This is a genomic window from Paenibacillus illinoisensis NBRC 15959 (assembly GCF_004000925.1).
Lineage (GTDB): Bacteria > Bacillota > Bacilli > Paenibacillales > Paenibacillaceae > Paenibacillus > Paenibacillus illinoisensis.
Genome location: NZ_BIME01000001.1, coordinates 1,237,072 through 1,259,133, shown reverse-complemented (window position 1 = coordinate 1,259,133; position 22,062 = coordinate 1,237,072). Strand labels below are relative to the sequence as shown.

Genomic DNA, 22,062 nt, shown 5'->3' with positions numbered 1-22,062 from the left:
ATTCATGATCTTGGTTTCCATCTGAGGCCAGAAGTACAGCATCTCTTCACGCATCATGCTCATGATATCCCGCTGCCAATCCGTCAGCACTTCCGAGAACTCCTGAATAAACCACATGATGTCCTTTTCCGGTTCGGGCGGGAAGTGATGAACCTGAATTCCTTCGGATGGAGCTTCCTCTTTCTGCATATCGTCAAGCGACCATAAGTCGTCATATCGTCCTTCTGGACGTGGTGCCTTTTCACCACGCTGCTCCCGCATTTTCATCTCCATATAACGTTGTTTGTCCAAATGACGGGGTTTGATGAGTTGAGGGTCTACATGTTCCTGAATGGCGATCACGGCATCAATGAATGACTCAACAGCTTCGGTTCCGTACTCCATTTCGTAGTTGCTGATCCGGTCCGCCGTGGCGGCCATGCTTTCGACCATATTGCGGTTCGATTTGGAGAAACGGGCATTGTTTTTGAAGAAGTCACAGTGCGCAAGCACGTGGGCCACGATCAATTTGTTCTGAATCAGGGAATTGCCATCCAGCAGGAAGGCATAGCAAGGGTTGGAGTTAATGACGAGTTCATAAATTTTACTGAGGCCAAAATCATACTGCATCTTCATCTTGTGAAAGGTTTTCCCAAAGCTCCAGTGACTGAACCTTGTTGGCATCCCGTAGGCTCCGAAGGTATAGATGATGTCTGACGGGCAGATCTCATAACGCATCGGATAATAATCCAGGCCGAATCCATCGGCAATCTCCATAATCTCGGCAATGGCGTATTCAAGGTCGCGGATTTCATCTGTCATCTTACGCTGCCTCCTTCCCGTTTCTGGAAAAAGCTGCGCAAAGCTTTGTACACTTCGCCTTTTTCTTTGATCACATAGTACATAAACTGATCCATCTTAATATGTCGGTAAGCTGACATTAATGTACTGCTGCGGTTATATTGATTGACCTCTCCATATCCAAACATGTTGCTGCGCTTCATTAGCTCACCAATCAGTTTCACGCAGCGTTCATTATCCGAGGTGAGGTTATCCCCATCCGAGAAATGAAACGGATAGATATTGTAACTGGAAGGAGGGTAACGCCGATCAATGATATCAAGAGCCTTCATATATACAGAGGAGCAGATCGTTCCTCCGCTCTCGCCGCGTGTGAAAAATTCCTCTTCCGTCACTTCTTTGGCTTCCGTATGGTGAGCCAGGAACACAATTTCAACCTTCTCGTATTGGCGGCGCAGAAAACGGGTCATCCAGAAGAAGAAGCTGCGAGCGCAGTACTTTTCAAAAGAACCCATAGACCCAGAAGTATCCATCATGGCGATAATGACGGCGTTGGACTGCGGAATAATTTTGTCTTCCCATGTCTTGTAACGCAAATCATCCGGACTGATATGATGAATACCGGGATTCCCGGTTGTGGCGTTGCGCCGGAGATTTTCAAGAATGGTTCGTTTCTTGTCAATGTTGGACTGCATACCTTTTTTGCGGATATCATTGAAAACCACGGTATGTGTTTCAATCTGATCCTTGTCTTTCTGCTTCAGATCCGGAAGCTCAAGTTCAGAGAACAGCATATCTTCCAGTTCTTCAATACTGACTTCGGCTTCTACGATATCATGACCAGGCTGATCTCCGGCTTTTTCGCCTTTGCCCGGTTTTTGTGAGGCAGGATCACGACCGATGACATCTCCGACCTGACTGTCACCGTCGCCTTGACCGACATGTTTTTGCTTTTGGTAGTTATACACAAAACGGTACTCATCCAGACTGCGGATCGGTACCTTGATGATTTGTTGTCCATCGGACATGATAATGTTTTCTTCCGTAATCAGATCAGGCAGATTTTGCTTAATGACATCCTTAACCTTTTGCTGATGGCGCTGCTGGTCCTGGTACCCTTTGCGGTGAAGCGACCAATCTTCCCGGGATACGACGAACGAGTAAGGCTGGTGTGAATTTGACATGTAGGCACCCCCCATTAATTACGCGGCACAGTTTGGCCTGTCGGTAATTAAGTATATTCACCGGCGGGGACGATATGTGATGCGAGAGGAGATAAAATGATACAATTTACGCGAGTGCAATTTCGATCACGGCTCAAAATGCCTGATGCAGCTCGAACTTTTTACAGAAACGATGAACCAGTATGACAAACTTCCTTTAAAATAGGGACAGGCATTGAATTGGCATTCTCTCAGGAATGCATGAAAAGGAAGGATTCTACTTGGATAAACGGGCCGTTAAAGCTTGGATTATGTACGACTGGGCCAATTCTGCATACGCGACCACAGTACTGGCCGCTGTTCTTCCGGTCTTCTACGCTTCGGTAGCTGCGGCAACACTGGATGAAGGCACAGCAGCATCTTATCTGGCCTATACGCACTCGATCGGGATGTTATGTGTGGCCTTGCTAACCCCGCTGCTGGGAGCGTTGTCGGATCTGTCTGGCCGTAAAGGGGATTTTCTGCGCGTATTTGCTATCACAGGAATGATCGCAACACTGGGCTTCAGCACGGTTGGGGAAGGGGACTGGCTGCTGGCTTCAGCCTTGCTTGTCATCTCGACCATTGGATTTGCCGGCAGTAATACCTTCTATGATGCGATGCTGCCGGATCTCGTGCCTGCGGACCGCAGGGATATGATCTCATCCAAAGGGTATGCATATGGTTACATTGGCGGTGGATTACTGCTGGCAGTCAACATGCTCATGATCCAGCAGCCTGGTTGGTTCGGGATGGGAAGTACACTGGCAGGTACCAGACTTGCCTTTATCTCCGTAGCGCTCTGGTGGCTGTTATTCTCCATCCCGCTGTTCCGTCATGCTCCCCGTCGTCCTGCGGCACCGGATATGCCTGAATCGTGGAAGGGATACGCAGAGGTAGGCATACGCAGATTGCGCCAAACCTTTCGCCAGATGCTTCGTTTTCCCCAGCTGATCCGAATGCTGGTGGCTTTTTGGTTTTTTAATGACGGCATCAATACGATCATTCTAATGGCGACAATCTATGGGACAAGTATTGGCATCGGGACAGCCGATCTGATGCTTGCGTTGCTGCTCACCCAATTTATCGGTTTCCCATGCACCTTGCTGCTTGGCGCATGGGCACAGCGCTGGGGAGCGAAGCAGATATTGATGTTGAGTCTGTCCATCTACGTGTGTATTGTCATCCTCGGATATTTCATGACAGAAGCCATCCATTTCTACTTGCTTGCCGGGCTCGTTGGCGTAGTGCAAGGTGTCAGTCAATCGACTGCCCGTTCATTGTTTAGCAACCTGATGCCTTCAGGCAGAACAGGGGAGTATTTTGGCTTTGTTAACATCACCGGCAAATTTTCATCCATTTTCGGCCCGTTTGTTTTTGGCTGGGTGGGCCAGATTACGGGTTCAAGCAGGTGGGGCATTCTTTCCCTGCTCTTTTTCTTCCTTGCAGGTATGGCCGTTCTAATGACAGTTAAAGTGAAGCAAGGCATGAACGACGCACTTGAGGCAGATCGGGAAGACAGCCGTATTTTGGAATCCATTGCCCCTTCTCCTGGAGTGAACGCTAAGGCATAGTGGATCAATAAAACACAACCTTTTTTTTGAAAAGAAATAATAAAAAAATAGCTGCTCCGGAACTGTTTATCAGAAACAGATTCGGAGTTTTTTCATGTTTGTGCACAGTCATATTTCGTAGGTACAGTGGAATAAGTATGGAGTGCTGAGTTGCCGGTGGAGGGAAAAGAGTGAACGGAAAAGGAAATTATGAAAAAGTGAAAATAAAAGATTGACATGATACATTTTGTATCATAGAGTAAAACTATGAATACACAACGTATCTGAAAGATGTCGAAACATCATAGAATTGGATTTGTACATCTTCTGTTTCTTCAGAAAAAAGGATGAGAATTCGATGACCAACTGCATGCTCATTATATTCGGACAGAGGAGGGGATGCCGGTGGTAGATGTTCAAGGTAACGGACTTGTCTTATTACTCTGTGTCCCTCGTAGTGGAAGCTCACTATCCACCGTCATGCTGCAGAACCACAGCCGCATATTTGCAACCCAGGAAATGTGGTTTCTGATGAATCTGGTGGATCTGTCGAAAGCGGATGCTCGTCCTTACGGAGGAAGCCCCATTATTCGTCAATTTTATAGTTCCATGGTCTCAGATGATGTATATGAAAAGGCATGCAGGAGCTTTGCTCTTGAAATATATAACGGATTTCTGCAGGGGAATGCAGCAGATTTCGTTGTCGATAAATCTCCGCGTTATTACTATATGCTCGAATGGCTGGATCGACTTTTTCCAGAGTCCAAGCGTATCCACCTTCAGCGTAATCCACTCTCCATCGCTGCCTCCTACAAGAAAGTTAATCGTAACCAAGGAGAAGGGTTTGATCTGGTCAGCAGTCTAAAAAGCCCACATCTGAATATGAAAGCCGTTGATCTTACGCTCGGCTTGCTTCGCTTAAATGATTATTTTGCAGTAAAGCATGCAAATGCATATGAGCTTCGTTATGAACAGCTGGTCTCCAAGCCTAAAGAAGAAGTCGAAAAGTTGTGTGAGTTTCTCGGCGTTGGATATGAAGAGGGAATGGAGCAATATGGCCTTCATGTAAACAGTTCGAAATCCAACATGTTCTACAGTATGGGGGTCGGAGACCCGTTCTTGTCCACGCATCAAGAAGCACACAAAAATTCTGTTAACAACTGGAAAAGTATACTAAGTACAACTGAAGTCGAAACATATTGCCGTGTTCTGGGGGCAGACGTGTTCCATCGTATGGGTTACTCTGAACAGCTGCAAGAGGCGGAACAATGGACAGGAGTCCGTTATGAAGCAGCCCCGGATCAGGAAGTCATTGAACGACTTGGCCATCAGTTTACGGAAGCAACGGGTTGCAGATGGCAACCACATTACAGCATACAGGGATCCCCATCCATAAGTACGACGAGAGATGAGATGCACGGAGCAGCCCACCGTTCGGAGTCCGATACAGATCCAACCTTAGCTGCGCTTGCCACAATCAGACAATTGGAAGCAGCACTTCGTGCAGCAGATAACCGCTTGGAGCGAGGATACAGTGAGCAGGAACGATTGAAGAGGCAGCTGGCTTCTGCTCATAGCAAGCTTCAGCGAATTAAATCCTGGATTCCATTTGGTAACCAAATCAGTGCGTGGGCATCCCAGCGAAAGATACTTCGGGGAGGAAAGTCATGAGTGCCATAGCGGGAATTGTTCATACCGATGGTCAGGAAGCGTTTTGGGAAGATAGCTGGCGCCTGTACGCGAGCCTGGGACATATTCCGGCGGATACAACCGGCGTTTGGAAAGGGAATCAGGCATTCCTGAGTTGTCATGCTCAGTGGATCACACCCGAGTCAGTCCATGAGAAGCTGCCTTTGGTTGATGAGGTCAGTGGTCTCACGATAACCGCGGATGCTATTTTGGATAACCGGGAGCAGCTCGCTGATCAGTTATTCATCTCCAGAAGCCAGTTGTCCGTCCTCTCGGACAGTGAACTGATCTTGCGAGCCTATCAGCAATGGGGTGAACAAGCAGCCAGCAAGCTGATTGGGGACTTTGCTTTTGCAATCTGGGATGACCGCAAGCGGACATTGTTTGCAGCGAGGGATATCACCGGCATGAGGACGTTGTATTATCGGCATGACGGCAAACGTTTCTCATTCTGCACACTTATTGGCCCTTTGCTTGATCTGGAAGGGGTAACCAAGGACTTGAATGAGACCTGGTTATCCGAATTTCTGGCCATCCCGGAAATGCATGGCTCGGCAGATATTCACATGACGGCTTATTGTGGAGTGAACCAGTTACCACCTGCTCATACCCTGGTCTTCCGAGCAGCCACTCTCCAAGTGGAACTGAAGCAGTATCATCGCTGGGACGAAGTAGAGCCGCTGCTTCTCAAATCCGATGGGGAATACGTTGAAGCATTCCGTGATGTATTCACTCAGGCAGTCAGTGCCCGCTTACGAACCCATCGGCAGGTAGCGGCTGCATTGAGCGGTGGACTGGATTCCGGTGCTGTTGTCGGCTTTGCTTCCGGCTCCCTGCGCAGTCAGGGGAAGAGGCTGAATGCGTACAGTTACGTGCCAGTGTCTGATTTTACGGATTATACTTCCAAAACGCTGCTCGCTGATGAACGACCTTTCATTCGCTCCACAGTGGATCATATCGGGAATATATCGGAGAACTATCTTGATTTCGAGGGCAGAAGTCCTTTTAGTGAGATCGATACCTGGCTGGACATGATGGAAATGCCTTATAAGTATTTCGAAAATTCATTCTGGATCCGAGGATTTTACGAAAAGGCAAGCCAGCAGGATGCAGGTGTTCTCCTTACAGGAGCCAGGGGGAATTTCACCATTTCCTGGGGGCCTGCACTGGACTATTACGCCAGTCTGATGAAACGCGGCCGCTGGATCCGCATGCTGCAGGAGATGAGGCAATATTCCCAGCGAACAGGCATGAAATTTTCCAGAATTGCTCGTATTACCGCACAAAAAGCCTACCCGGAACGTTTCCATACTGCCTCGAAGGGTGCTGCCAATGTCGCGACGAGCCAACTTATACATCCGGAATTTGCGAGCAGAACCGGGGTGCTGGAGAGACTTGGATCACTGGTTATGCTTCAGGGAGGCGCTAGAGCCGATGCGCTGAAAGTAAGAGCCGAGAAATTCAACAATCTGGCCATAGCAAACAAGAATGGAGCAGTCGCCACCAAATGTTCCTTGCGTTATCGGGCATGGGAGCGCGACCCCACCAGTGATGCCCGCGTCATTCAATTTTGCCTGTCGGTGCCCATCGAACAGTATGTCAGCAAGGGAACAGATCGCTCCCTGATCCGGCGTGCAACTTCACCTGAATTGCCTGATAAGGTAAGGCTTAATCAACGTGTTCGCGGCATACAGCCCGCGGATTGGCTGCACCGGATGATCCCTGATTGGGGTGCTTTTACCGCAGAAGTGCAGACACTTTGTTCTGATAGTCGTGTAGCCGGCATATTAAACACCGACCGCATACAGTTGGCGCTTAAAAACATTCCACAACCACGGCCTGAACTTGCTTCACACCCGGATATGCGTTTGATGATGCACAGCCTGATTGTCTACCGCTTTATCCGCAAATTTTGAACGTTAGATTTACATACTAGGCAGCATTGTAGACTCTTGAAAGGAGGTGACAACAATGGAAAAGAAAGAATGGCAAGCACCTGCACTGGAAGTGTTGGAAGTGAACCAAACTATGGCTGGAACTGGATTCAGACAAATCGACTGGATCTCCGAGCACGATGCTGATCTCTACGATCCAACTTCCTAAGTTATTAAGTTTTACGAAGAGCTATCATACTTAAAGGGCGGAAAGACAACATCTTTTCGCCTCCGCCCTTATATTTGATTCCTATGAATATAAGGGCTTTTTTACATTCAGCATTGCTAAGGAGGAGTCATTCATTGTTGCCTGTGCAGTATGAAGCATATGGATTGCGTTGGCTAAGCCAATTTCAAATGCCAGAACTCCAGATCGTGCAGAACAGTAGTCAGGATGCTGGTGATATTGACGTACATATCCAGTCTGCCGATTTAACCGCGCTTTGGGAAGCGTGGAATGTGGGGAATGAAAATTTCGTATCTCGTGACGGCAGCCTTTTTTTTCGAATTGAAGATACAGGCATCTTCCTGATTGAGCAAGGACGCAGAATTATCGTTAACCCTAAACAGGACGCTGATGAAAAAAAAGTCCGATTGTTTATTCTCGGTACTTGCATGGCTGTCATCATGATGCAGCGGGGCATCCTGCCACTACACGGAAGTGCTGTGGTTATTGATGGCTGGGCTTATGCATTTGTGGGGCATTCAGGTGCTGGGAAATCCACTTTATCGGCAGCTCTCGCTTCACGCGGGTATCCTCTTCTGACCGATGACGTCGTTGCGTTAACCTGGGATGCCGGAGGAAGAGCTATTGTATCTCCAGGGTATCCACAGCAGAAGCTGTGGCAGCCCAGCCTGGATGGGTTTGGCATGAAAGAAGAGAATTATGCCACCGTGCATGCCGAGATAACCAAGTATGCAATACCGGTTCAGCATTATTTTCATGAGAGAGCTGTCCCGCTTGCCGGCATTTTCGAGCTGAATCCCAAACCGGATGACGTAAGGAAGCCGATTCAATTGACGCAGGTTCACGGATTGGAAAGACTTCATCTGCTGTGTACACATACCTTCCGAAGTACTCTTGTCGCAAGACAAGGCCTTGCACAGTGGCTGTTCGAGACCGTTTCCAGATTATCAGCGAGCATAGAAATTTGTAGATTGACGAGGTCAGGTTCTGATTTTACTGCATTTGAGATGGTTGAACGGATCACAGATCATGTACGCAAAGGGGTGCACACAGAACAATGAAAAGTACAAAACAATTCGATTGGAAAGATCGTGTGAAGCAGAAGGAAGGCAATCTTGTCAGTGATATGGGCGGAGAAAAGGTCATGATGAGTATCCAAAGTGGAAAATACTACAATCTGGGCAGTACCGGCGGGCGCATCTGGGAACTGCTGTCTCAGGAACGTACAATCGCCGACTTGGTTGATATTCTGGCTTCCGAGTACGAGATTGATACAGATACATGTCAAGTGCAAGTCATTCCGTTTCTTGAGCACATGTCCCGTGAGGGATTAATCGACGTTGTTCACGAGGATTAAGACGATGCTACGCAAAATCAAAGCTTATCGTTCATTGCCCCGTGAAGTCAGGCTTATGGTATGGGAGGCTTACATTCATTTGGGGTGGGCACGAATCCTCAAAGCAAGACCTTTTGCCAAAATCGCCCCTGGGCTCGGCTCAGCACAATATGAAACCTCGATGAACGGATTGAGTCGAAATCAGATTATAGCGATTAGACATGTTTCCAAGGCCATTTTGCTCGCGAGCAAGTACACATTATGGGAAAGCCGCTGTCTAGTCATGGCGATCGCTGCAATGAAGATGCTGGAACGCCGCAAAATAGAGAGTACGCTGTACATGGGAACTGCGCGCAATAAGCAAGGACAAATGATGGCTCATGCCTGGCTGCGAAGTGGGAAAATTATCGTAACCGGAGCAGATACTATGGACCAATATACGGTTGTCGGCGTGTTTGGCAAGCGTTGTCCGGAGAAGGGAACTGGAGAAATTGTCTATGAATCCTGAATTTGATGACTATACAAAAGGGTTTCCGCAGGAGCTCAAGCTCATTTTGACAATTATGAAAGATGAGCTGCACGGACTTGCTCTGGAAGGAGTCAAAGCTATAACCGAAGGTATAGACTGGAAGCTCTTTTTACGACTTGTCTACCATCACAGATTGTACTCGGTCCTATATATGAAACTCAAAACATTAGAATCTCCCTTCATTCCTGCGTCTGTTGTAGAGAGTTTAAGGCAGGAATATACGGCGAATACGTTTCGCATGCTGCATCTGACCGCGGAGATGGAACAGGTCTGCAGAGCTTTTAACGAACAGGGAATTCGGAGTATTACGTTAAAAGGACCAGCGCTCGCCCACGATCTCTACGGAGATGTATCTTTAAGAACATCCAAGGATTTGGACATTCTCATTCCTTTTGATGATGTGGAGTCTGCCGAACAGATTCTGGAAACACTCGGTTATGCATCCAAGGAAGGTAAACGGCGCCGAACCGTGCAGAGCTGGAAGTGGCGGGAGCATCATATCTGTTACAAGCATCCTCTCAAGAAAACTCAAGTGGAGATCCACTGGCGGCTTAATCCGGATTCCGGAAAAGAAACGGATTTTGAGTTGCTGTGGCAGCGCAGTCGGTTCAGTACGTACACGCAAACCCCGATCCGCATGCTGGAAAGAGAAGACTTATGGGCATATCTGGTAACTCACGGCGCCCGACATGGCTGGTTCAGATTGCGCTGGCTCATGGACATCGATCAGATGATTCGCAGCATGCCTGTAGATGTAAACCTGTTAACCAGACGCCTGAAAGCTGAAGGGCGGCTCGTTATTGGTGCCCAAGCGCTTCGCCTTGTATCCGTCCTGATGAACACACCACTGGGTACTGATTATCGCAGCTTGATGTCCTCTCAAGAACGCGCAGGAGAACGGCTCGCTAAGCATGGTGTGTTATTTATGAATGATATGCTGGACACGCCGGCGAATTTACGTAGTTACCGCTCCTATCTGTTTGCACTGAGAAGTACCAGACAGAAGTTGTTTTTCTTCATTGAACGATTATATCCAAGTACCTGGGATGTGGAACAAATGCCGCTTCCGCGCTCTTTGCACTTTCTGTATTTTCCGTTACGTCCTTTCCTCTGGTTCTGGCGGCGAATGAAAAGGAACGCGATGACGGAAAGGGGTTAACGAATGATTTCAGAACTTCGATTTTATATGCGCAAGCTTCGTGATGTAACAGGACCCATTCTCTATTGGAACTTATTAGGTATGATCTGCATTAGTTTAATGGAGGGAATTGGCATTTATATGCTAGTCCCGATGTTAAGTTTGATCGGTATATTTGAGATGGGTACAACCGGTTTACAGTTATCCTGGCTGTCCGAATGGTTAGGTCATCTTTCCGACAACAGTCAATTAGTATTGATATTGAGCATTTTCGTGGTTATCCTCTCCGGACAGGCCTGGCTCCAACGTATGCAGACGATTCGAAATACCCGAATTCAACAGCAGTTTATAAGAACTTTGCGACAGGAAACGTACCGGGCCATTATTATGGCCAAATGGTCTTTTTTTCTCCAAAAACGAAAATCCGATTTTAACCATATATTAACGACAGAACTTGCACGAGTCAGTCAAGGCACGAATCTGATCCTGCAAATGGCTGCGTCCTTGATTTTTACAGCTATTCAGATTGGGCTCGCTTTTTGGCTATCTGCGAAGTTAACTGCGATTGTACTCGTCTTTGGACTTCTGTTGTTCTTCGTGCTCAAGAAGTTCGTGCAGCGGGCCAAGCAGATCGGTGATCAGACATCCGAGCTATCCCAGCACTATTACAATGGTATTACAGAGCATTTTAACGGTATCAAGGATATCAAGAGCAACATGCTTGAGGAGTCGCATATCGGATGGTTTGAAAAAATATGCAAACGCATCGAGCGAAATGTCATTCAATTCAGCCAGTTGAACAGTGGAACACAGCTCATTCACCGCGTATCATCGGCTGTTATTATTGCCGCCTTCATCTACCTGTCACTGCGTGTTCTTGCTGTACCTCCGGCAAGTTTACTGCTGATCATTCTCATTTTCTCCCGGCTGTGGCCCAGGTTTACATCCATTCAGTCCAATCTGGAGTATATTAGCTCAATGCTGCCCGCCTTTCAGCTCGTCAGAAAGCTGCAGGCTGAAACCAATTTAAGTCGTGAAATTAGTCGTTCTACCACAGGTGCAGGAGCTTCAAACCGGACTACCGAAAAAGACATTCATCCGATTCAGCCGCTTGAACTGATGCGATCCATCGAATGTATAAATGTCAATTACCGCTATGAGGGCAGTTCATCTTATTCGCTCGAAAATGTTAGTGCATCCATTCCTGCGAAAGGGATGACAGCCATTGTGGGTAAATCAGGTGCTGGAAAGAGTACCTTGATTGATCTTATTATGGGGCTTGTCCGTCCAGAAAGTGGGCAAATCCTCATTGATGGTGTTCCACTGTCTGAGGAGCAGTTATTGGCGTGGAGAAGTTCAATTGGATATGTGTCCCAGGATCCATTTCTGTTCCATACAAGCATTCGTGAGAACCTGCGACTGGTTGACCCTGACGCGAGTGAGGAACAGATGTGGCAAGCCTTGCAGTTTTCCTCCTCAGCAGCATTTGTCCGCAAACTTCCTCACGGATTGGATACGATGATTGGAGATCGTGGGATTCGTTTATCCGGAGGGGAACGCCAGCGTCTGGTACTGGCAAGAGCGATGCTGCGCAATCCGTCTGTACTCATTTTGGATGAAGCCACAAGTGCGCTGGATAGTGAGAATGAGCAGCACATTCATGAGGCGCTTGAACGACTCAAAGGACATGTTACCATTATTGTAATAGCCCATCGCTTGTCCACGATTCGCACCGCGGATCGGGTGATTGTACTGGAGGAAGGCCGAGTAATCCAGCAGGGAGGGTACCAACAATTATCCACTGACCCGGTAGGAACCTTCAGCAAGTTGTTGAATATGCAGGCCGGTGTTGTAGGCCAGTAACAGATGGATGAAATCATACTCACGCACATTCAAAAAAGGCACAGGATCGTCACTGTGCCTTTTTTCTATAATGGGTCCATAACCTGAATCCATACATATTCGGATTAAATCTGACTGGTAGTAGGAGCGAGGGGAAGCTGAAGTGCACCTGTCAATTCGAGGTACTGCACTATCTTTTGGACGGCTTCGTCCAAAGGCAGTTGTTCCGTATCAATAATCAGTGAAGGATCCTCTGGAACATCATAAGGTGCCGAGATTCCGGTGAAATGGGGAATATCCCCGCTGCGTGCTTTTTTGTACAACCCTTTCGGATCGCGCCTTTCACATTCTTCGATGGAACACTGCACATAAATTTCAATAAAATCTTCAGGCTCAAATAATTGTCTGACCATTTCCCGATCCTGTGCATGAGGAGAAATAAAGGCTGAAAGAACGAGTAACCCGGCATCCACCATCAATTTGGCCACTTCACCAATGCGGCGTAAATTCTCTTGTCGATCTTCCGATGTAAAACCAAGATCGCGATTGAGCCCATGACGCACATTGTCTCCATCAAGTACATAACAACGAACGCCTCGGCCATGTAGATGCTGTTCCAAGGCAAATGCAAGTGAGGATTTACCAGCACCGGATAATCCGGTAAACCACAACGCACGGCTGCGATGGCCGTTATGTAATTCCCGTGCATGCCTGCTTAAACTCGATTGCTGCCAAGTAATATTGCGCTCTTCCTTCGACATGGAAATCCGCCTCTCCAACTCATGATTTGTAATATATTTTAACATATTTACAAGAATATAGCACGATCTATAATGATCTGAGGTTTAGCGTGAACTTCATCATTTTCGGGTATAGAAGTAGTACACCCATAGCAGGAGGAAGAGCAATATGAACGAAAAAATACAGAACATACAGGTTAGCTTTCAATGTGCGGACTGTGAGCATGACATCCTTGTGAGTTTTGCTGCACAACAGATAAGTACCGTACGATGCTCGGGGTGTAATAGGGCTTACACCTTAATGAAACCAACGATTGGGGAAGAGATATTGCTCGATTGGGAGCAAGAGGCGCTATATCATAAGATGCGCGCAGATCGTTCAGAGATGGATTACGACAGCATGTCTGCACTTATTATTAAGGTGATCGAACTGCTCACCTGGCGTGACCGTGGTGACGGGCAAACAAAGGCGATCGAAACGGTCAGGGAATGGTTGTCCTCCAGCGGGAAGCCGCAAACATTAATTGAATTGCTACATCAACCCGAGCAAAGCAACAAACGATTCTAATACGGTCATGGCAAGTGTCATTGAAGAGGTACATACATTCGCTGTTCCGGTGGCATATTACCTGAAGGGGCTCGTGATAGGAAGCGACAACCCATTATTCAGGAACAGGAGCGGTTGAAAATGAAGCGACTGGTTTTATATATGCTGTTGACTGCCGTATCGGCGTTCAGCATTTTTCCGGTGCACACCGAAGCATCGCCCGTTACCGGAGCATATCACTTTGGCTTCAAGAAAAGCCAAAACGGGCAGCTGCCCTCTATTGACCAGGAAGGTTTTAAGTCGATCCTGGAAAATAATGAAGCGATCTTTTTGGGGGATACCAAACAAAAAGAATTGTATCTCACGTTTGATAACGGATATGAGAATGGGTTTACACCTGCCATTCTGGATGTGCTGCGTGATAAGAAAGTTCCTGCCGCATTTTTCGTCACTGGTCATTATCTGAAGGATCAGCCGGAACTGGTAAAGCGCATGGCAGCTGAGGGACATATTGTTGGCAACCATTCCTGGAGCCATCCGGATATGACCCGGGTATCCAACGAAAAGCTGAAAACAGAGCTTGAACAGGTGAAAGCGGAAGTGAATCGTTTAACCGGCCAGCAAGCCACTTTTTTGCGTCCGCCTCGTGGTATTTTCAATAACCGTACGCTTGCGGAGAGCCATGCTCAGGGGTACATCAATGTATTCTGGTCACTGGCTTACAAGGACTGGGATGTCAATGTACAGCGCGGAGCTGACTATGCACGTCAACAGGTGCTCAAACAATTACATCCTGGCGCAGTTATTCTCCTGCATTCAGTCTCCAAAGATAACACAGAGGCACTGGGCTCGATCATAGATGAAGCACGGAAACAAGGATATGCGTTCAAGAGCTTGAATGACTTGAAAACAAAAAGTTATTAGTATAGGAGCAATGTAAAAGGGCATCCTTGGCTGTGTGCAGCCAGGATGCCCTTTATGCGCTTGGTTATCGTCGTTTAACCAACGATCAACGTGTATTGCTTTTTTACAAAACCTTGTTATAGATGATACCTATTGTTTTGGGTCCGCAATGGCTGCAGATTACACATCCTGCTGTAGTTAATTCAACCCGTCCACCCGTTTGTTCCTGCAGGGATTTCTGCAGCTCAAGTGCATCCTCTTCAGCCATGGTATGTACAACAATGATGAGGTCTGTGTCGATCTGATGCTTTTCGCTGAGTGTATTTTGCAGCATTTGATCCAGCGCCTTTTCCCTTTTTCCACGGACTTTGTAGGCTGGTGACATCTTGCCATCTGTTACGCGAATGACCGGGCGAATCTTGAGCAGGCTTCCGATCAGGTTTTGCATGCCTGAACAGCGTCCACCCTTGTGCAGATATTCCAAAGTATCAATCACAAATTCGGTCCGTACATTGGGCTTCACTGCTTCAACTAAATGAGTGATTTCTTTCAAGCTCTGACCTTTCTGCGCAGCATGCACTGCCTTCATGACAAGCAGTCCTATGCCGGAGGAAAGATTAAGTGAGTCCACAACAGAGATACGGCCTTCGGGAAACTCTGAACTTGCCAGCAGTGCGTTTTGATAAGTGGATGATAGCTCAGAAGACAAACTGATATACAGGATGTCGTCCCCTTGTTCTATGTATGGTTGAAAAGCCTTCATGAAATCAGCAGGGGATGGAGCAGCCGTTTTGGGCAGTCGTCCGTCCTTGCTTACGCGCTCATACAGCTGTTCAGGTGTGATCTCAACACTATCCTTCAGGGATTCATCACCGAATACAACGTACAACGGAATAATCCCGATATCGTGAGTCTTAATCCAGTCTGGATTCAGATCACTCGTGCTATCTGCAAAAATTTTGATTCTTGACATGTCGATCTCCTTTGGATACGAGAATTTGGCTAAATGGTTGTGGTCTGGTTGTTTTACGTCATATAAATGCCTGCCAGAATGAGTCCTGCAAATGTAAGGATCATGATACCGTTAAGGATTGTACCGATAATGGGAAATACCTTTTTACGATTTTTAAGCACAAGGCCGATGACTCCGAGAATAAGACCGGCCAGATTTAGAACAAGGCAAACCAGGATAAACAGGGATGCCATCAATACAGCTGGATGTAAAGCAATTTCCTCAACCTGCACAGGTTGTGTTATCGTCCCAAGAGCACTGCTGAGTGCAATGGTGGCGAGGAAGAAGGTCAAAATAAAACCCAAGAGTGCTACCAGTCCAATGACAAAACTTGCGATACCCGGACCTGAATGTTTCGTTCTGTTCAGTACGGGATCTGTTGGATCTGCAGGATTGGTTGCAAAAGGATCATTGCTGCCGGCTTGTTCATACGTATTTTGATGTTCCATTAATATCATATCCCTCCCTACTCGTTATTGATTGTTATTAACCTCATTTAAGCATGGTGATTCTCCTGATGGTTACAGGAGTACAGACCCTTTTACTTTTCCACAACTACCGATAAAAATCAAGGTTTCTCTTTCCTTTATGCCGCATCAGACCAACCTTTCGATCCACATCTCAACGCCATATGTATGGAAGCTCATAACATCCCACTGAACTGGTAAACAGCTCAGAGATTCGCTAAAATAAACATTAGTGTGACATGACATAAGGGGAGAGAAGTGAAAATGCAACGAGTATGGATGACAGTTGGAGCGGTAATGACAATGCTGTCTGTAGCGATTGGCGCGTTCGGTGCCCATATGCTTAAGGAAAAAATCGGTGCAGATGCGATTGCCGTATATGAAACCGGAGTGCAGTATCACATGATTCATGCCCTGGCCCTGTTGATTGTTGGGTTAACAGCTGGTCAACTTGGGGTGTCCTCCAAGCTAAAATGGGCAGCGCGTCTGTTGTTTATCGGTATTATTGTGTTCTCCGGCAGCTTGTATGTACTTAGTATTACGGGCATCAAAGTTTTAGGTGCCATTACACCTATTGGTGGAGTTGCTTTTATTGCTGGATGGCTGTTATTTGCCTTAGATGTGTGGCAACGAGGGAAAGAGCGCTCCTAATTAGGGTGTGACTACCCAACTGGTCAATTGTCCGCGAGAAGTAGGAACCAGCTTACATGAGAATGGAAAAAGCAGCTTACGAGGAATAATGTGAAATTTCCACGTAAGCTGCTTTTTTTGGTTTGCGTTCGTAATGGATCTACAAAAACTCGTCAATTTCATTCGTTCGGAATGAGTAGACCTGTTTTTCATCTACATGGTAGACACTTACAATGCTGTTATCCCGATCAAAATTCAAAATGCGGCATGGAATACTCTGATGTTTGCCGTTCTTGTTGTTGACCACAATTCGTGTAAGCCGGTTTTCCTTAATGAGGGTATCAATCCATTCATCAAAGGAATTTCTCTGAGAAGAACTGGCTGATTCTGGTGCAGCTAAATTCTGAGAAGAAACCGTTTCCTTTTGGTCTTGTGGTTTTGCCGAGTTTGATGAATTTGTTGATTGATTCGATGGAGCTGTTTTCAGTCCGCTCAATTGAGATTTTTTCCGTTCGTGGTGAAGGGAGGTGATCGAATCTTTCCTGGACTGGATCGTTGCTTCAATAATCTTGCCAAGCTCTAAGCCAGATTGAATGCGAAAGTCCGCAATTTGTTCCTCTTTGTTCATGAGCTCCAACAGGGACTGTAGCGCCAAGGCATTCGAGCGGCTTTTGATAAGAATGTCGACATTAAATAAAAAGCCAACTTCTTCTCCGTTGGATAAGGTTTCCTTCATTCATCCCAGCCCCGTTTGTAGATATGTCAGTCGATAAATACGCTTCAATTCACTATATCATTAATGTGGCAATAATCATAGTACTAGAGGCGCAGAAAATAACGAGCAATACTACGAATCTGATACAGTTTTCATATGGCCAGATACATATTCTGCATCTATTTAATGTTATGGGATGTCGTGAGAAGTTTAGTATGAATCTTAAAGGATCCTTTTTAAATTTAAAGTGACCTTTTTAAGCCTTTTAGTTTGTTTTCCGCAGGTGTCCACACCGAGACTGGGAATGGGGCATACAATTATCCTGACCTGCGGGAATAGGAGGTGGATCGTGAGATTATGGTGAGCATGGAGCCGATTGTAGTTGGAGAGCATGTGCTGGTTGGGGTGGAAGTGAAGTTACCCAAAACGACGTTACTGACAATAAACACATCCAAAGGATATATCATGTGTGGAGCACTTGATGTCGGATTACTTAACGAAAAGCTTGGGGATCGCAAGATTATTGCAGCTCGAGCGGTTGGGGTGAGAACGCTGGATCAGCTGCTGCACGCACCGATGGAGTCCGTCACAACCGAAGCTGAAGCGATGGGCATAACGGTTGGTATGACAGGTGTAGAGGCATTGCTGAAGATGATCTGATCCAGGACAACGTCCGTTGAAACGAAGTGAGCAGCTGAGATAGCTTCGAAAAAGTTCTGCTTGTGGCTGGACCGGATTCTGCAATGGTTTTATAAAGTAAAAGTAAAAGGGCCCCTGCGGAGCCCTTTTTTTATGTGCAGCATCTAAGTCAGATACAACATTATACTTCTTCCTTGGCAAACAAGGCAGCTAGGTTTTCTTTGAACGGAGCACGCACGACACCTTTTTCCGTAATGATTGCTGTTACATACTCATTAGGTGTTACATCAAATGCAGGGTTAAATACTTTCACCCCTTGTGGTGCTGTACGTTTGCCAAAGCCTTCGGTTACTTCCTCGGCAGAACGCTCCTCAATCGGGATGAGATCCCCGGAAGGTGTGGACAAGTCAATGGTGGACAGCGGGCTGGCCACATAAAACGGAATATTGTGCGCTTTGGCAAGCACCGCTACGCTGTAGGTTCCGATTTTGTTCGCCACATCACCGTTTGCCGCAACGCGGTCTGTACCAACAATAACGGCTTGGATCCATCCTTTGGACATCACCATACCTGCCATATTGTCACACAGAAGGGTAACATCGATACCCGCCTGCTGTAGTTCAAAAGCGGTAAGCCGTGCGCCTTGAAGAACAGGACGAGTTTCGTCTGCAAAAACTTTGAGTTGAATGCCACGTTCCTGAGCGAGATACATTGGTGCGGTTGCTGTGCCGTATTTGGCTGTGGCAAGTCCACCAGCGTTGCAGTGCGTAAGCACACCCATACCATCTTCGAAGAGTGGGAGGGCATGTTCTCCGATCATCCGGCAAACCTCTTCATCTTCTTTTTGAATCAGGAGAGCTTCTGCTTCGAGTGCAGCATTGCTATCTTCGATGCTTGTTCCAGCTTCGGCCAGATCACTTGCCTTTTGCATCATTCGATCCAGTGCCCAGAACAGATTCACCGCTGTTGGGCGTGAAGTGGCCAGATGGGCGCAAATGGATTTTACATGATCAAGCCAGCCTTGAATGAAAAGTCCATCGTAAGCTTTAGCCCCCAATACGACACCGAACGCAGCAGCGATTCCGATAGCTGGAGCACCGCGGACTTTCATGGAGTGAATGGCTTCCCACACTTCTTCAGGCGTGTATAGCTTAAGCATGAGAATGGTTTCGGGCAGAAGGCGTTGATCAAGCATTTCAAGCTTGTCCTGTTTCCAATTGAGGGAGGACAGAGGCTGATGTTTAGGGGTTGTCATGGATGTTCCTCCGTTCCTAAGTTTAAACTTTGATTGAGGAGATGGCTGTGGACACAAGGTCCAGCACTTCACCAATGGTATTCAGTCGACGGTTGCTCTTGATTAACGTTTTACCAATAGCAAGTGCTTTGCGCTGAGCACGTTCACGTTCTGTAGCATCCTGAATCGTATCAATATCTGCCACGTGGGCAAGGCCGACAATGCGGCGTACCATTTTCGCACCCGCGAAGCCAATGGAATCTCTGAACAATTGTTGTACATAAAGGTCTTGGTATCCCGGGGCTTTCGCCATTGGATCAACGAGATCAGATTCCCATAATGCACGGAAGCGGGTCTCAAATTCATTCCATACATCACGAACCATATCAAGCAACAGCGTTTCGCGATCACGCAGTGCGTTTTCATCCTGAATCCATCCTGGCAGAGAAGCATAGTTCAAAAGCAGGTTGGCGAGTACAGCACCCACGTCGAATCCCATTGGACCATAGTAGGCAAACTCGGGATCAATAACTTTGGTCGACTCTGGTGTGACAAAAATACTTCCCGTGTGAAGGTCACCATGAATCAGAGCTTGTCCATGTGTGAGGAATTTTTCCCGAAGCAGGGCCACTTCCAGATGCAATGCTCCGTCTGTGCGAAGGGCTTCAGCCTCGTCCTCGATGGAAGCTTCATAATTGTTTTTCTCAGCGATCCGGTATGGTTCGTCAAAGATCAGATCTTCCGTGATTTTACACTGATCCGGATTCACGAATCGACCCTGCTTTTCCTTCTTCAACTGTTGATTCATGCCGAGATCGGATGTGAAGAAAAGCGTTCTTGCCATGAATTCTCCAATATGCTGTGCGAAGAGAGGGTATGTGACACCTTCAATGAGGCCTTTGCGCATAATCACATGATCACTGAGATCTTCCATAACCGTCAAAGCGAGATCATCATCATAGTGATACACTTCTGGCACCATCCCCGGGCAGAGACGATACTCTTCCTGGAGAATTTCGCGTTCAATCCGGGCACGAACCAGAGACAGAGGCCAAGATTCGCCAACGACTTTCGCATAAGGAAGGGCCTGTTTGATAATGATACTTTTATCGGAGTTCTGATCCGTGATATGGAAAACCAAATTCAGATTACCGTCTCCGATCTCACGGCATTCCAGATTTGCATCTGCCGTAAATGGACCCGGTAAGGTTTTGGCCAGCTCGATTGCTTCTTGGGGGGTTAACGGGTGATATTGAGACAAGGATGCCACCTCCATATATATGAAGAAACAGGAAAACCCACTTCTTTGCTTGGTATAAGTCAGTATATCGGAATTAACCCGTTTTTTGTACCCTTTTTTTAAGGCCAGCCCTATTGGACTTGTTTCGAAGCAGGTGTGCCAGGGTAAAAACAAATAGGCCGGACGGTTCACAAATTACCACCTACAAGGCCAGCCGCTATGCAGCGGTGACGAACTGTTTAACTCTCTGTTATGTAAGGCAGATTCATCTGTCAACCCAACATAATAGACTAATTTTATAATAAAGGATGGGATTCACATGGCTACAAAAAACAAAACAGATCAAGCGAAATCAGTAGAACAAGTACTTAATCGTCAGGTAGCTAACCTGAACGTCCTGTACGTCAAAATCCATAACTATCACTGGTATGTAAAAGGACCAAACTTTTTCACGCTGCATGTGAAATTTGAAGAGTTCTATAATGAAGTTACTGTACAAATGGATGAAATCGCTGAGCGTATTCTTACGCTTAAAGGCAGCCCTGCAGCTACTATGAAAGAGTATCTGGAGCTCGCTTCCATCCAGGAAGCTGCAGGTGGCGAAGATGCAAAAACAATGGTGCAAAACCTGATCGAGGACTTTGCTACGCTGTCCAATGAGTACCAGGAAGGTATCGAAGTAGCGGAAGCTGCAGAAGACCAACCGACATCCGACATGCTGACCGGTTTCAAAGCCGATCTGGAGAAACACATGTGGATGCTGCGTTCCTTCTTGGGTTAAGCCACAGCTATAGAGCCGTGTAATAAAGTTAATGTCTTCTATAAAGGAGCACTTCCTAAACCCTTGATCTTAAGCTGTTGTCAGGAACAGACAAAGCGTCTATACTGCTGACAAGACAGATTACGGGAGGAGATCCGCATGTTAGGCACAACGATACCGGCATTAAAAGAGTGGGCTTCCGCAATTAAAGCGCTGGAAAACGGTCGCCAGATTCTGGTGATGCGCAAAGGCGGTATTGTGGAGGAAACCAGGCATTTTGAGTTGAAAAGTCCGGCATTTTATCTGTATCCGACTTATGAACATCAGCGTAAAGAACTGATTAAGTCCTCAGATCATTCGTATGTTGAAGAATCACTGGCCGAATGGGTGCCCGAAGCTTCGACAATCCGTATCACTGCATATGCCGAAGTGATACAGGATTTGGAGATCAGAGATCAGGAAATGCTGGACCGACTTCATGACTTTCATATGTGGACATCGGATTTTGCCGAAGACCGCTTGAAGTGGAAACGGAAAGATCCGTTACATGTATTGATACTCCGTGTGTACCGTTTGAATGAACCGATGGAAATACCGGTGCTGCCCGAATATAATGGGTGCCGTTCCTGGATTTCCATTCCGAATGGTCCGGTGCCGCGCGAAATGACGCCGGTGGTGGATGTTGCGGATTTTGACGAACAGGTACAGAAGATTAACGATATGCTCAAAATATAAAATGAAATAAGGAAGGGCTTGTCCAGATTATGGATAAGCCCTTTTTGGCAGATTAATATGGAATGAAATAATCAATTACAGTGATTTTTCTCACTGTGAGTTGGAAGAAATAACGGTTTCTCATTTGATTCAAACCGGCTTTTATTATAGAATCAGGTAGAATCATGTTTCCTGAGAGGACAAGTGTTCTCGGAAATGACTTGATAATCAATGAGAATCAGTTTAGAATTATTCTAAAGTGATTATTGCT

Annotated in this window: 23 protein-coding genes; 15 read left to right on the top strand and 8 right to left on the bottom strand. The window is 46.7% G+C overall.

Annotated elements, in window-relative coordinates; translation table 11 throughout:
- Both PIL01S_RS05465 and yhbH read right to left on the bottom strand, forming a co-directional pair.
- A partial coding sequence (locus tag PIL01S_RS05465; RefSeq protein ID WP_164764171.1) for a SpoVR family protein occupies nucleotides 1-801 on the bottom strand: 801 nt, incomplete at its 3' end.
- Complete coding sequence (gene yhbH, locus PIL01S_RS05460) at nucleotides 798-1,964, bottom strand: sporulation protein YhbH (protein ID WP_095288248.1); 1,167 nt, start codon at nucleotides 1,962-1,964, stop codon at nucleotides 798-800. The genes PIL01S_RS05465 and yhbH, both read right to left, overlap by 4 nt.
- A 260-nt stretch (nucleotides 1,965-2,224) precedes the next feature.
- On the opposite strand from yhbH, the gene PIL01S_RS05455 reads away from it, so the two are divergent.
- The 9 genes from PIL01S_RS05455 to PIL01S_RS05415 all read left to right on the top strand — a co-directional run bounded on the left by PIL01S_RS05455 (nucleotide 2,225) and on the right by PIL01S_RS05415 (nucleotide 12,211).
- Complete coding sequence (locus PIL01S_RS05455; protein WP_127536567.1) at nucleotides 2,225-3,556, top strand: MFS transporter; 1,332 nt, start codon at nucleotides 2,225-2,227, stop codon at nucleotides 3,554-3,556.
- A gap of 378 nt (nucleotides 3,557-3,934) precedes the next feature.
- A complete protein-coding gene (locus PIL01S_RS05450) occupies nucleotides 3,935-5,206 on the top strand; it encodes a sulfotransferase family protein (protein ID WP_127536566.1) in 1,272 nt (423 codons plus the stop codon).
- Nucleotides 5,203-7,140, top strand: coding sequence for an asparagine synthase-related protein (locus PIL01S_RS05445; protein ID WP_127536565.1), 1,938 nt, complete (start codon nucleotides 5,203-5,205; stop codon nucleotides 7,138-7,140). Before PIL01S_RS05450 ends, PIL01S_RS05445 begins: the two co-directional genes overlap by 4 nt.
- A 55-nt stretch (nucleotides 7,141-7,195) precedes the next feature.
- Nucleotides 7,196-7,327: a paeninodin family lasso peptide gene (locus PIL01S_RS05440; RefSeq protein WP_127536564.1), complete on the top strand. Its 132-nt coding sequence runs from the start codon at nucleotides 7,196-7,198 to the stop codon at nucleotides 7,325-7,327.
- 134 nt (nucleotides 7,328-7,461) lie between these two features.
- Nucleotides 7,462-8,406, top strand: a complete 945-nt coding sequence (locus tag PIL01S_RS05435; RefSeq protein WP_127536563.1) for an HPr kinase/phosphorylase — start codon at nucleotides 7,462-7,464, stop codon at nucleotides 8,404-8,406.
- Nucleotides 8,403-8,702 (top strand): lasso peptide biosynthesis PqqD family chaperone, encoded by a 300-nt coding sequence (locus PIL01S_RS05430; protein ID WP_127536562.1) that lies wholly within the window; start codon nucleotides 8,403-8,405, stop codon nucleotides 8,700-8,702. Before PIL01S_RS05435 ends, PIL01S_RS05430 begins: the two co-directional genes overlap by 4 nt.
- 4 nt (nucleotides 8,703-8,706) lie before the next feature.
- Nucleotides 8,707-9,189, top strand: a complete 483-nt coding sequence (locus tag PIL01S_RS05425) for a lasso peptide biosynthesis B2 protein (RefSeq protein ID WP_127536561.1) — start codon at nucleotides 8,707-8,709, stop codon at nucleotides 9,187-9,189.
- Entirely contained in the window at nucleotides 9,179-10,369 is a 1,191-nt protein-coding gene (locus PIL01S_RS05420; protein ID WP_127536560.1) for a nucleotidyltransferase domain-containing protein, read from the top strand. The genes PIL01S_RS05425 and PIL01S_RS05420 overlap by 11 nt, the downstream gene beginning before the upstream one ends.
- A 3-nt stretch (nucleotides 10,370-10,372) precedes the next feature.
- Nucleotides 10,373-12,211, top strand: coding sequence for an ABC transporter ATP-binding protein (locus PIL01S_RS05415; protein ID WP_127536559.1), 1,839 nt, complete (start codon nucleotides 10,373-10,375; stop codon nucleotides 12,209-12,211).
- Between the two features lie 104 nt (nucleotides 12,212-12,315).
- On the opposite strand, the gene cysC is transcribed toward PIL01S_RS05415, so the two are convergent.
- The gene (cysC, locus tag PIL01S_RS05410) at nucleotides 12,316-12,951 is read right to left on the bottom strand and encodes an adenylyl-sulfate kinase (RefSeq protein ID WP_127536558.1); all 636 of its coding nucleotides are present in this window, start codon (nucleotides 12,949-12,951) and stop codon (nucleotides 12,316-12,318) included.
- Nucleotides 12,952-13,099: 148 nt separating this feature from the next.
- Here cysC and PIL01S_RS05405 point away from each other — a divergent pair, with 148 nt between their 5' ends.
- Complete coding sequence (locus PIL01S_RS05405; protein ID WP_127536557.1) at nucleotides 13,100-13,498, top strand: hypothetical protein; 399 nt, start codon at nucleotides 13,100-13,102, stop codon at nucleotides 13,496-13,498.
- Between the two features lie 120 nt (nucleotides 13,499-13,618).
- Nucleotides 13,619-14,401: a delta-lactam-biosynthetic de-N-acetylase gene (gene pdaA / locus PIL01S_RS05400; protein WP_127536556.1), complete on the top strand. Its 783-nt coding sequence runs from the start codon at nucleotides 13,619-13,621 to the stop codon at nucleotides 14,399-14,401.
- A gap of 103 nt (nucleotides 14,402-14,504) precedes the next feature.
- Here pdaA and PIL01S_RS05395 read toward each other — a convergent pair whose 3' ends face one another.
- Together PIL01S_RS05395 and PIL01S_RS05390 are read right to left on the bottom strand one after the other, a co-directional pair.
- Complete coding sequence (locus tag PIL01S_RS05395) at nucleotides 14,505-15,353, bottom strand: DegV family protein (RefSeq protein ID WP_127536555.1); 849 nt, start codon at nucleotides 15,351-15,353, stop codon at nucleotides 14,505-14,507.
- Between the two features lie 53 nt (nucleotides 15,354-15,406).
- The gene (locus tag PIL01S_RS05390; RefSeq protein WP_127536554.1) at nucleotides 15,407-15,841 is read right to left on the bottom strand and encodes a hypothetical protein; all 435 of its coding nucleotides are present in this window, start codon (nucleotides 15,839-15,841) and stop codon (nucleotides 15,407-15,409) included.
- Nucleotides 15,842-16,123: 282 nt separating this feature from the next.
- Between PIL01S_RS05390 and PIL01S_RS05385 the strand changes: the two genes are divergently transcribed.
- Nucleotides 16,124-16,510, top strand: coding sequence for a DUF423 domain-containing protein (locus tag PIL01S_RS05385; protein WP_127536553.1), 387 nt, complete (start codon nucleotides 16,124-16,126; stop codon nucleotides 16,508-16,510).
- A 139-nt stretch (nucleotides 16,511-16,649) separates the two neighbouring features.
- Here PIL01S_RS05385 and PIL01S_RS05380 read toward each other — a convergent pair whose 3' ends face one another.
- Nucleotides 16,650-17,225 carry a hypothetical protein gene (locus tag PIL01S_RS05380; RefSeq protein ID WP_127536552.1) on the bottom strand — a complete coding sequence of 192 codons (576 nt, stop codon included), beginning with the start codon at nucleotides 17,223-17,225 and terminating at the stop codon, nucleotides 16,650-16,652.
- A 336-nt stretch (nucleotides 17,226-17,561) separates the two neighbouring features.
- Here PIL01S_RS05380 and PIL01S_RS05375 point away from each other — a divergent pair, with 336 nt between their 5' ends.
- Complete coding sequence (locus PIL01S_RS05375; protein ID WP_095359044.1) at nucleotides 17,562-17,864, top strand: YunC family protein; 303 nt, start codon at nucleotides 17,562-17,564, stop codon at nucleotides 17,862-17,864.
- Between the two features lie 160 nt (nucleotides 17,865-18,024).
- Here the strand turns inward: PIL01S_RS05375 and mtnA are convergent, their stop codons facing one another.
- Complete coding sequence (gene mtnA / locus PIL01S_RS05370) at nucleotides 18,025-19,098, bottom strand: S-methyl-5-thioribose-1-phosphate isomerase (RefSeq protein ID WP_127536551.1); 1,074 nt, start codon at nucleotides 19,096-19,098, stop codon at nucleotides 18,025-18,027.
- 22 nt (nucleotides 19,099-19,120) lie between these two features.
- The gene (gene mtnK, locus PIL01S_RS05365) at nucleotides 19,121-20,338 is read right to left on the bottom strand and encodes an S-methyl-5-thioribose kinase (RefSeq protein ID WP_127536550.1); all 1,218 of its coding nucleotides are present in this window, start codon (nucleotides 20,336-20,338) and stop codon (nucleotides 19,121-19,123) included.
- A 298-nt stretch (nucleotides 20,339-20,636) separates the two neighbouring features.
- On the opposite strand from mtnK, the gene PIL01S_RS05360 reads away from it, so the two are divergent.
- A complete protein-coding gene (locus tag PIL01S_RS05360) occupies nucleotides 20,637-21,098 on the top strand; it encodes a Dps family protein (protein WP_095288229.1) in 462 nt (153 codons plus the stop codon).
- A 138-nt stretch (nucleotides 21,099-21,236) separates the two neighbouring features.
- Nucleotides 21,237-21,812 (top strand): DUF1802 family protein, encoded by a 576-nt coding sequence (locus PIL01S_RS05355; protein ID WP_127536549.1) that lies wholly within the window; start codon nucleotides 21,237-21,239, stop codon nucleotides 21,810-21,812.
- The last annotated feature ends 250 nt before the right edge of the window (nucleotides 21,813-22,062 follow it).

Bases quoted from the DNA above. Each gene is read 5' to 3' on its own strand.
- PIL01S_RS05360 (WP_095288229.1), top strand. From the start codon at position 20,637: ATGGCTACAAAAAACAAAACAGATCAAGCGAAATCAGTAGAACAAGTA.
- PIL01S_RS05405 (WP_127536557.1), top strand. From the start codon at position 13,100: ATGAACGAAAAAATACAGAACATACAGGTTAGCTTTCAATGTGCGGAC.
- PIL01S_RS05450 (WP_127536566.1), top strand. From the start codon at position 3,935: ATGCCGGTGGTAGATGTTCAAGGTAACGGACTTGTCTTATTACTCTGT.
- mtnA (WP_127536551.1), bottom strand. From the start codon at position 19,098: ATGACAACCCCTAAACATCAGCCTCTGTCCTCCCTCAATTGGAAACAG.
- PIL01S_RS05420 (WP_127536560.1), top strand. From the start codon at position 9,179: ATGAATCCTGAATTTGATGACTATACAAAAGGGTTTCCGCAGGAGCTC.
- PIL01S_RS05440 (WP_127536564.1), top strand. From the start codon at position 7,196: ATGGAAAAGAAAGAATGGCAAGCACCTGCACTGGAAGTGTTGGAAGTG.
- PIL01S_RS05375 (WP_095359044.1), top strand. From the start codon at position 17,562: ATGGTGAGCATGGAGCCGATTGTAGTTGGAGAGCATGTGCTGGTTGGG.
- PIL01S_RS05390 (WP_127536554.1), bottom strand. From the start codon at position 15,841: ATGGAACATCAAAATACGTATGAACAAGCCGGCAGCAATGATCCTTTT.
- pdaA (WP_127536556.1), top strand. From the start codon at position 13,619: ATGAAGCGACTGGTTTTATATATGCTGTTGACTGCCGTATCGGCGTTC.
- PIL01S_RS05425 (WP_127536561.1), top strand. From the start codon at position 8,707: ATGCTACGCAAAATCAAAGCTTATCGTTCATTGCCCCGTGAAGTCAGG.
- PIL01S_RS05395 (WP_127536555.1), bottom strand. From the start codon at position 15,353: ATGTCAAGAATCAAAATTTTTGCAGATAGCACGAGTGATCTGAATCCA.
- PIL01S_RS05385 (WP_127536553.1), top strand. From the start codon at position 16,124: ATGCAACGAGTATGGATGACAGTTGGAGCGGTAATGACAATGCTGTCT.
- PIL01S_RS05445 (WP_127536565.1), top strand. From the start codon at position 5,203: ATGAGTGCCATAGCGGGAATTGTTCATACCGATGGTCAGGAAGCGTTT.
- PIL01S_RS05380 (WP_127536552.1), bottom strand. From the start codon at position 17,225: ATGAAGGAAACCTTATCCAACGGAGAAGAAGTTGGCTTTTTATTTAAT.
- PIL01S_RS05430 (WP_127536562.1), top strand. From the start codon at position 8,403: ATGAAAAGTACAAAACAATTCGATTGGAAAGATCGTGTGAAGCAGAAG.
- PIL01S_RS05415 (WP_127536559.1), top strand. From the start codon at position 10,373: ATGATTTCAGAACTTCGATTTTATATGCGCAAGCTTCGTGATGTAACA.
- cysC (WP_127536558.1), bottom strand. From the start codon at position 12,951: ATGTCGAAGGAAGAGCGCAATATTACTTGGCAGCAATCGAGTTTAAGC.
- yhbH (WP_095288248.1), bottom strand. From the start codon at position 1,964: ATGTCAAATTCACACCAGCCTTACTCGTTCGTCGTATCCCGGGAAGAT.
- PIL01S_RS05355 (WP_127536549.1), top strand. From the start codon at position 21,237: ATGTTAGGCACAACGATACCGGCATTAAAAGAGTGGGCTTCCGCAATT.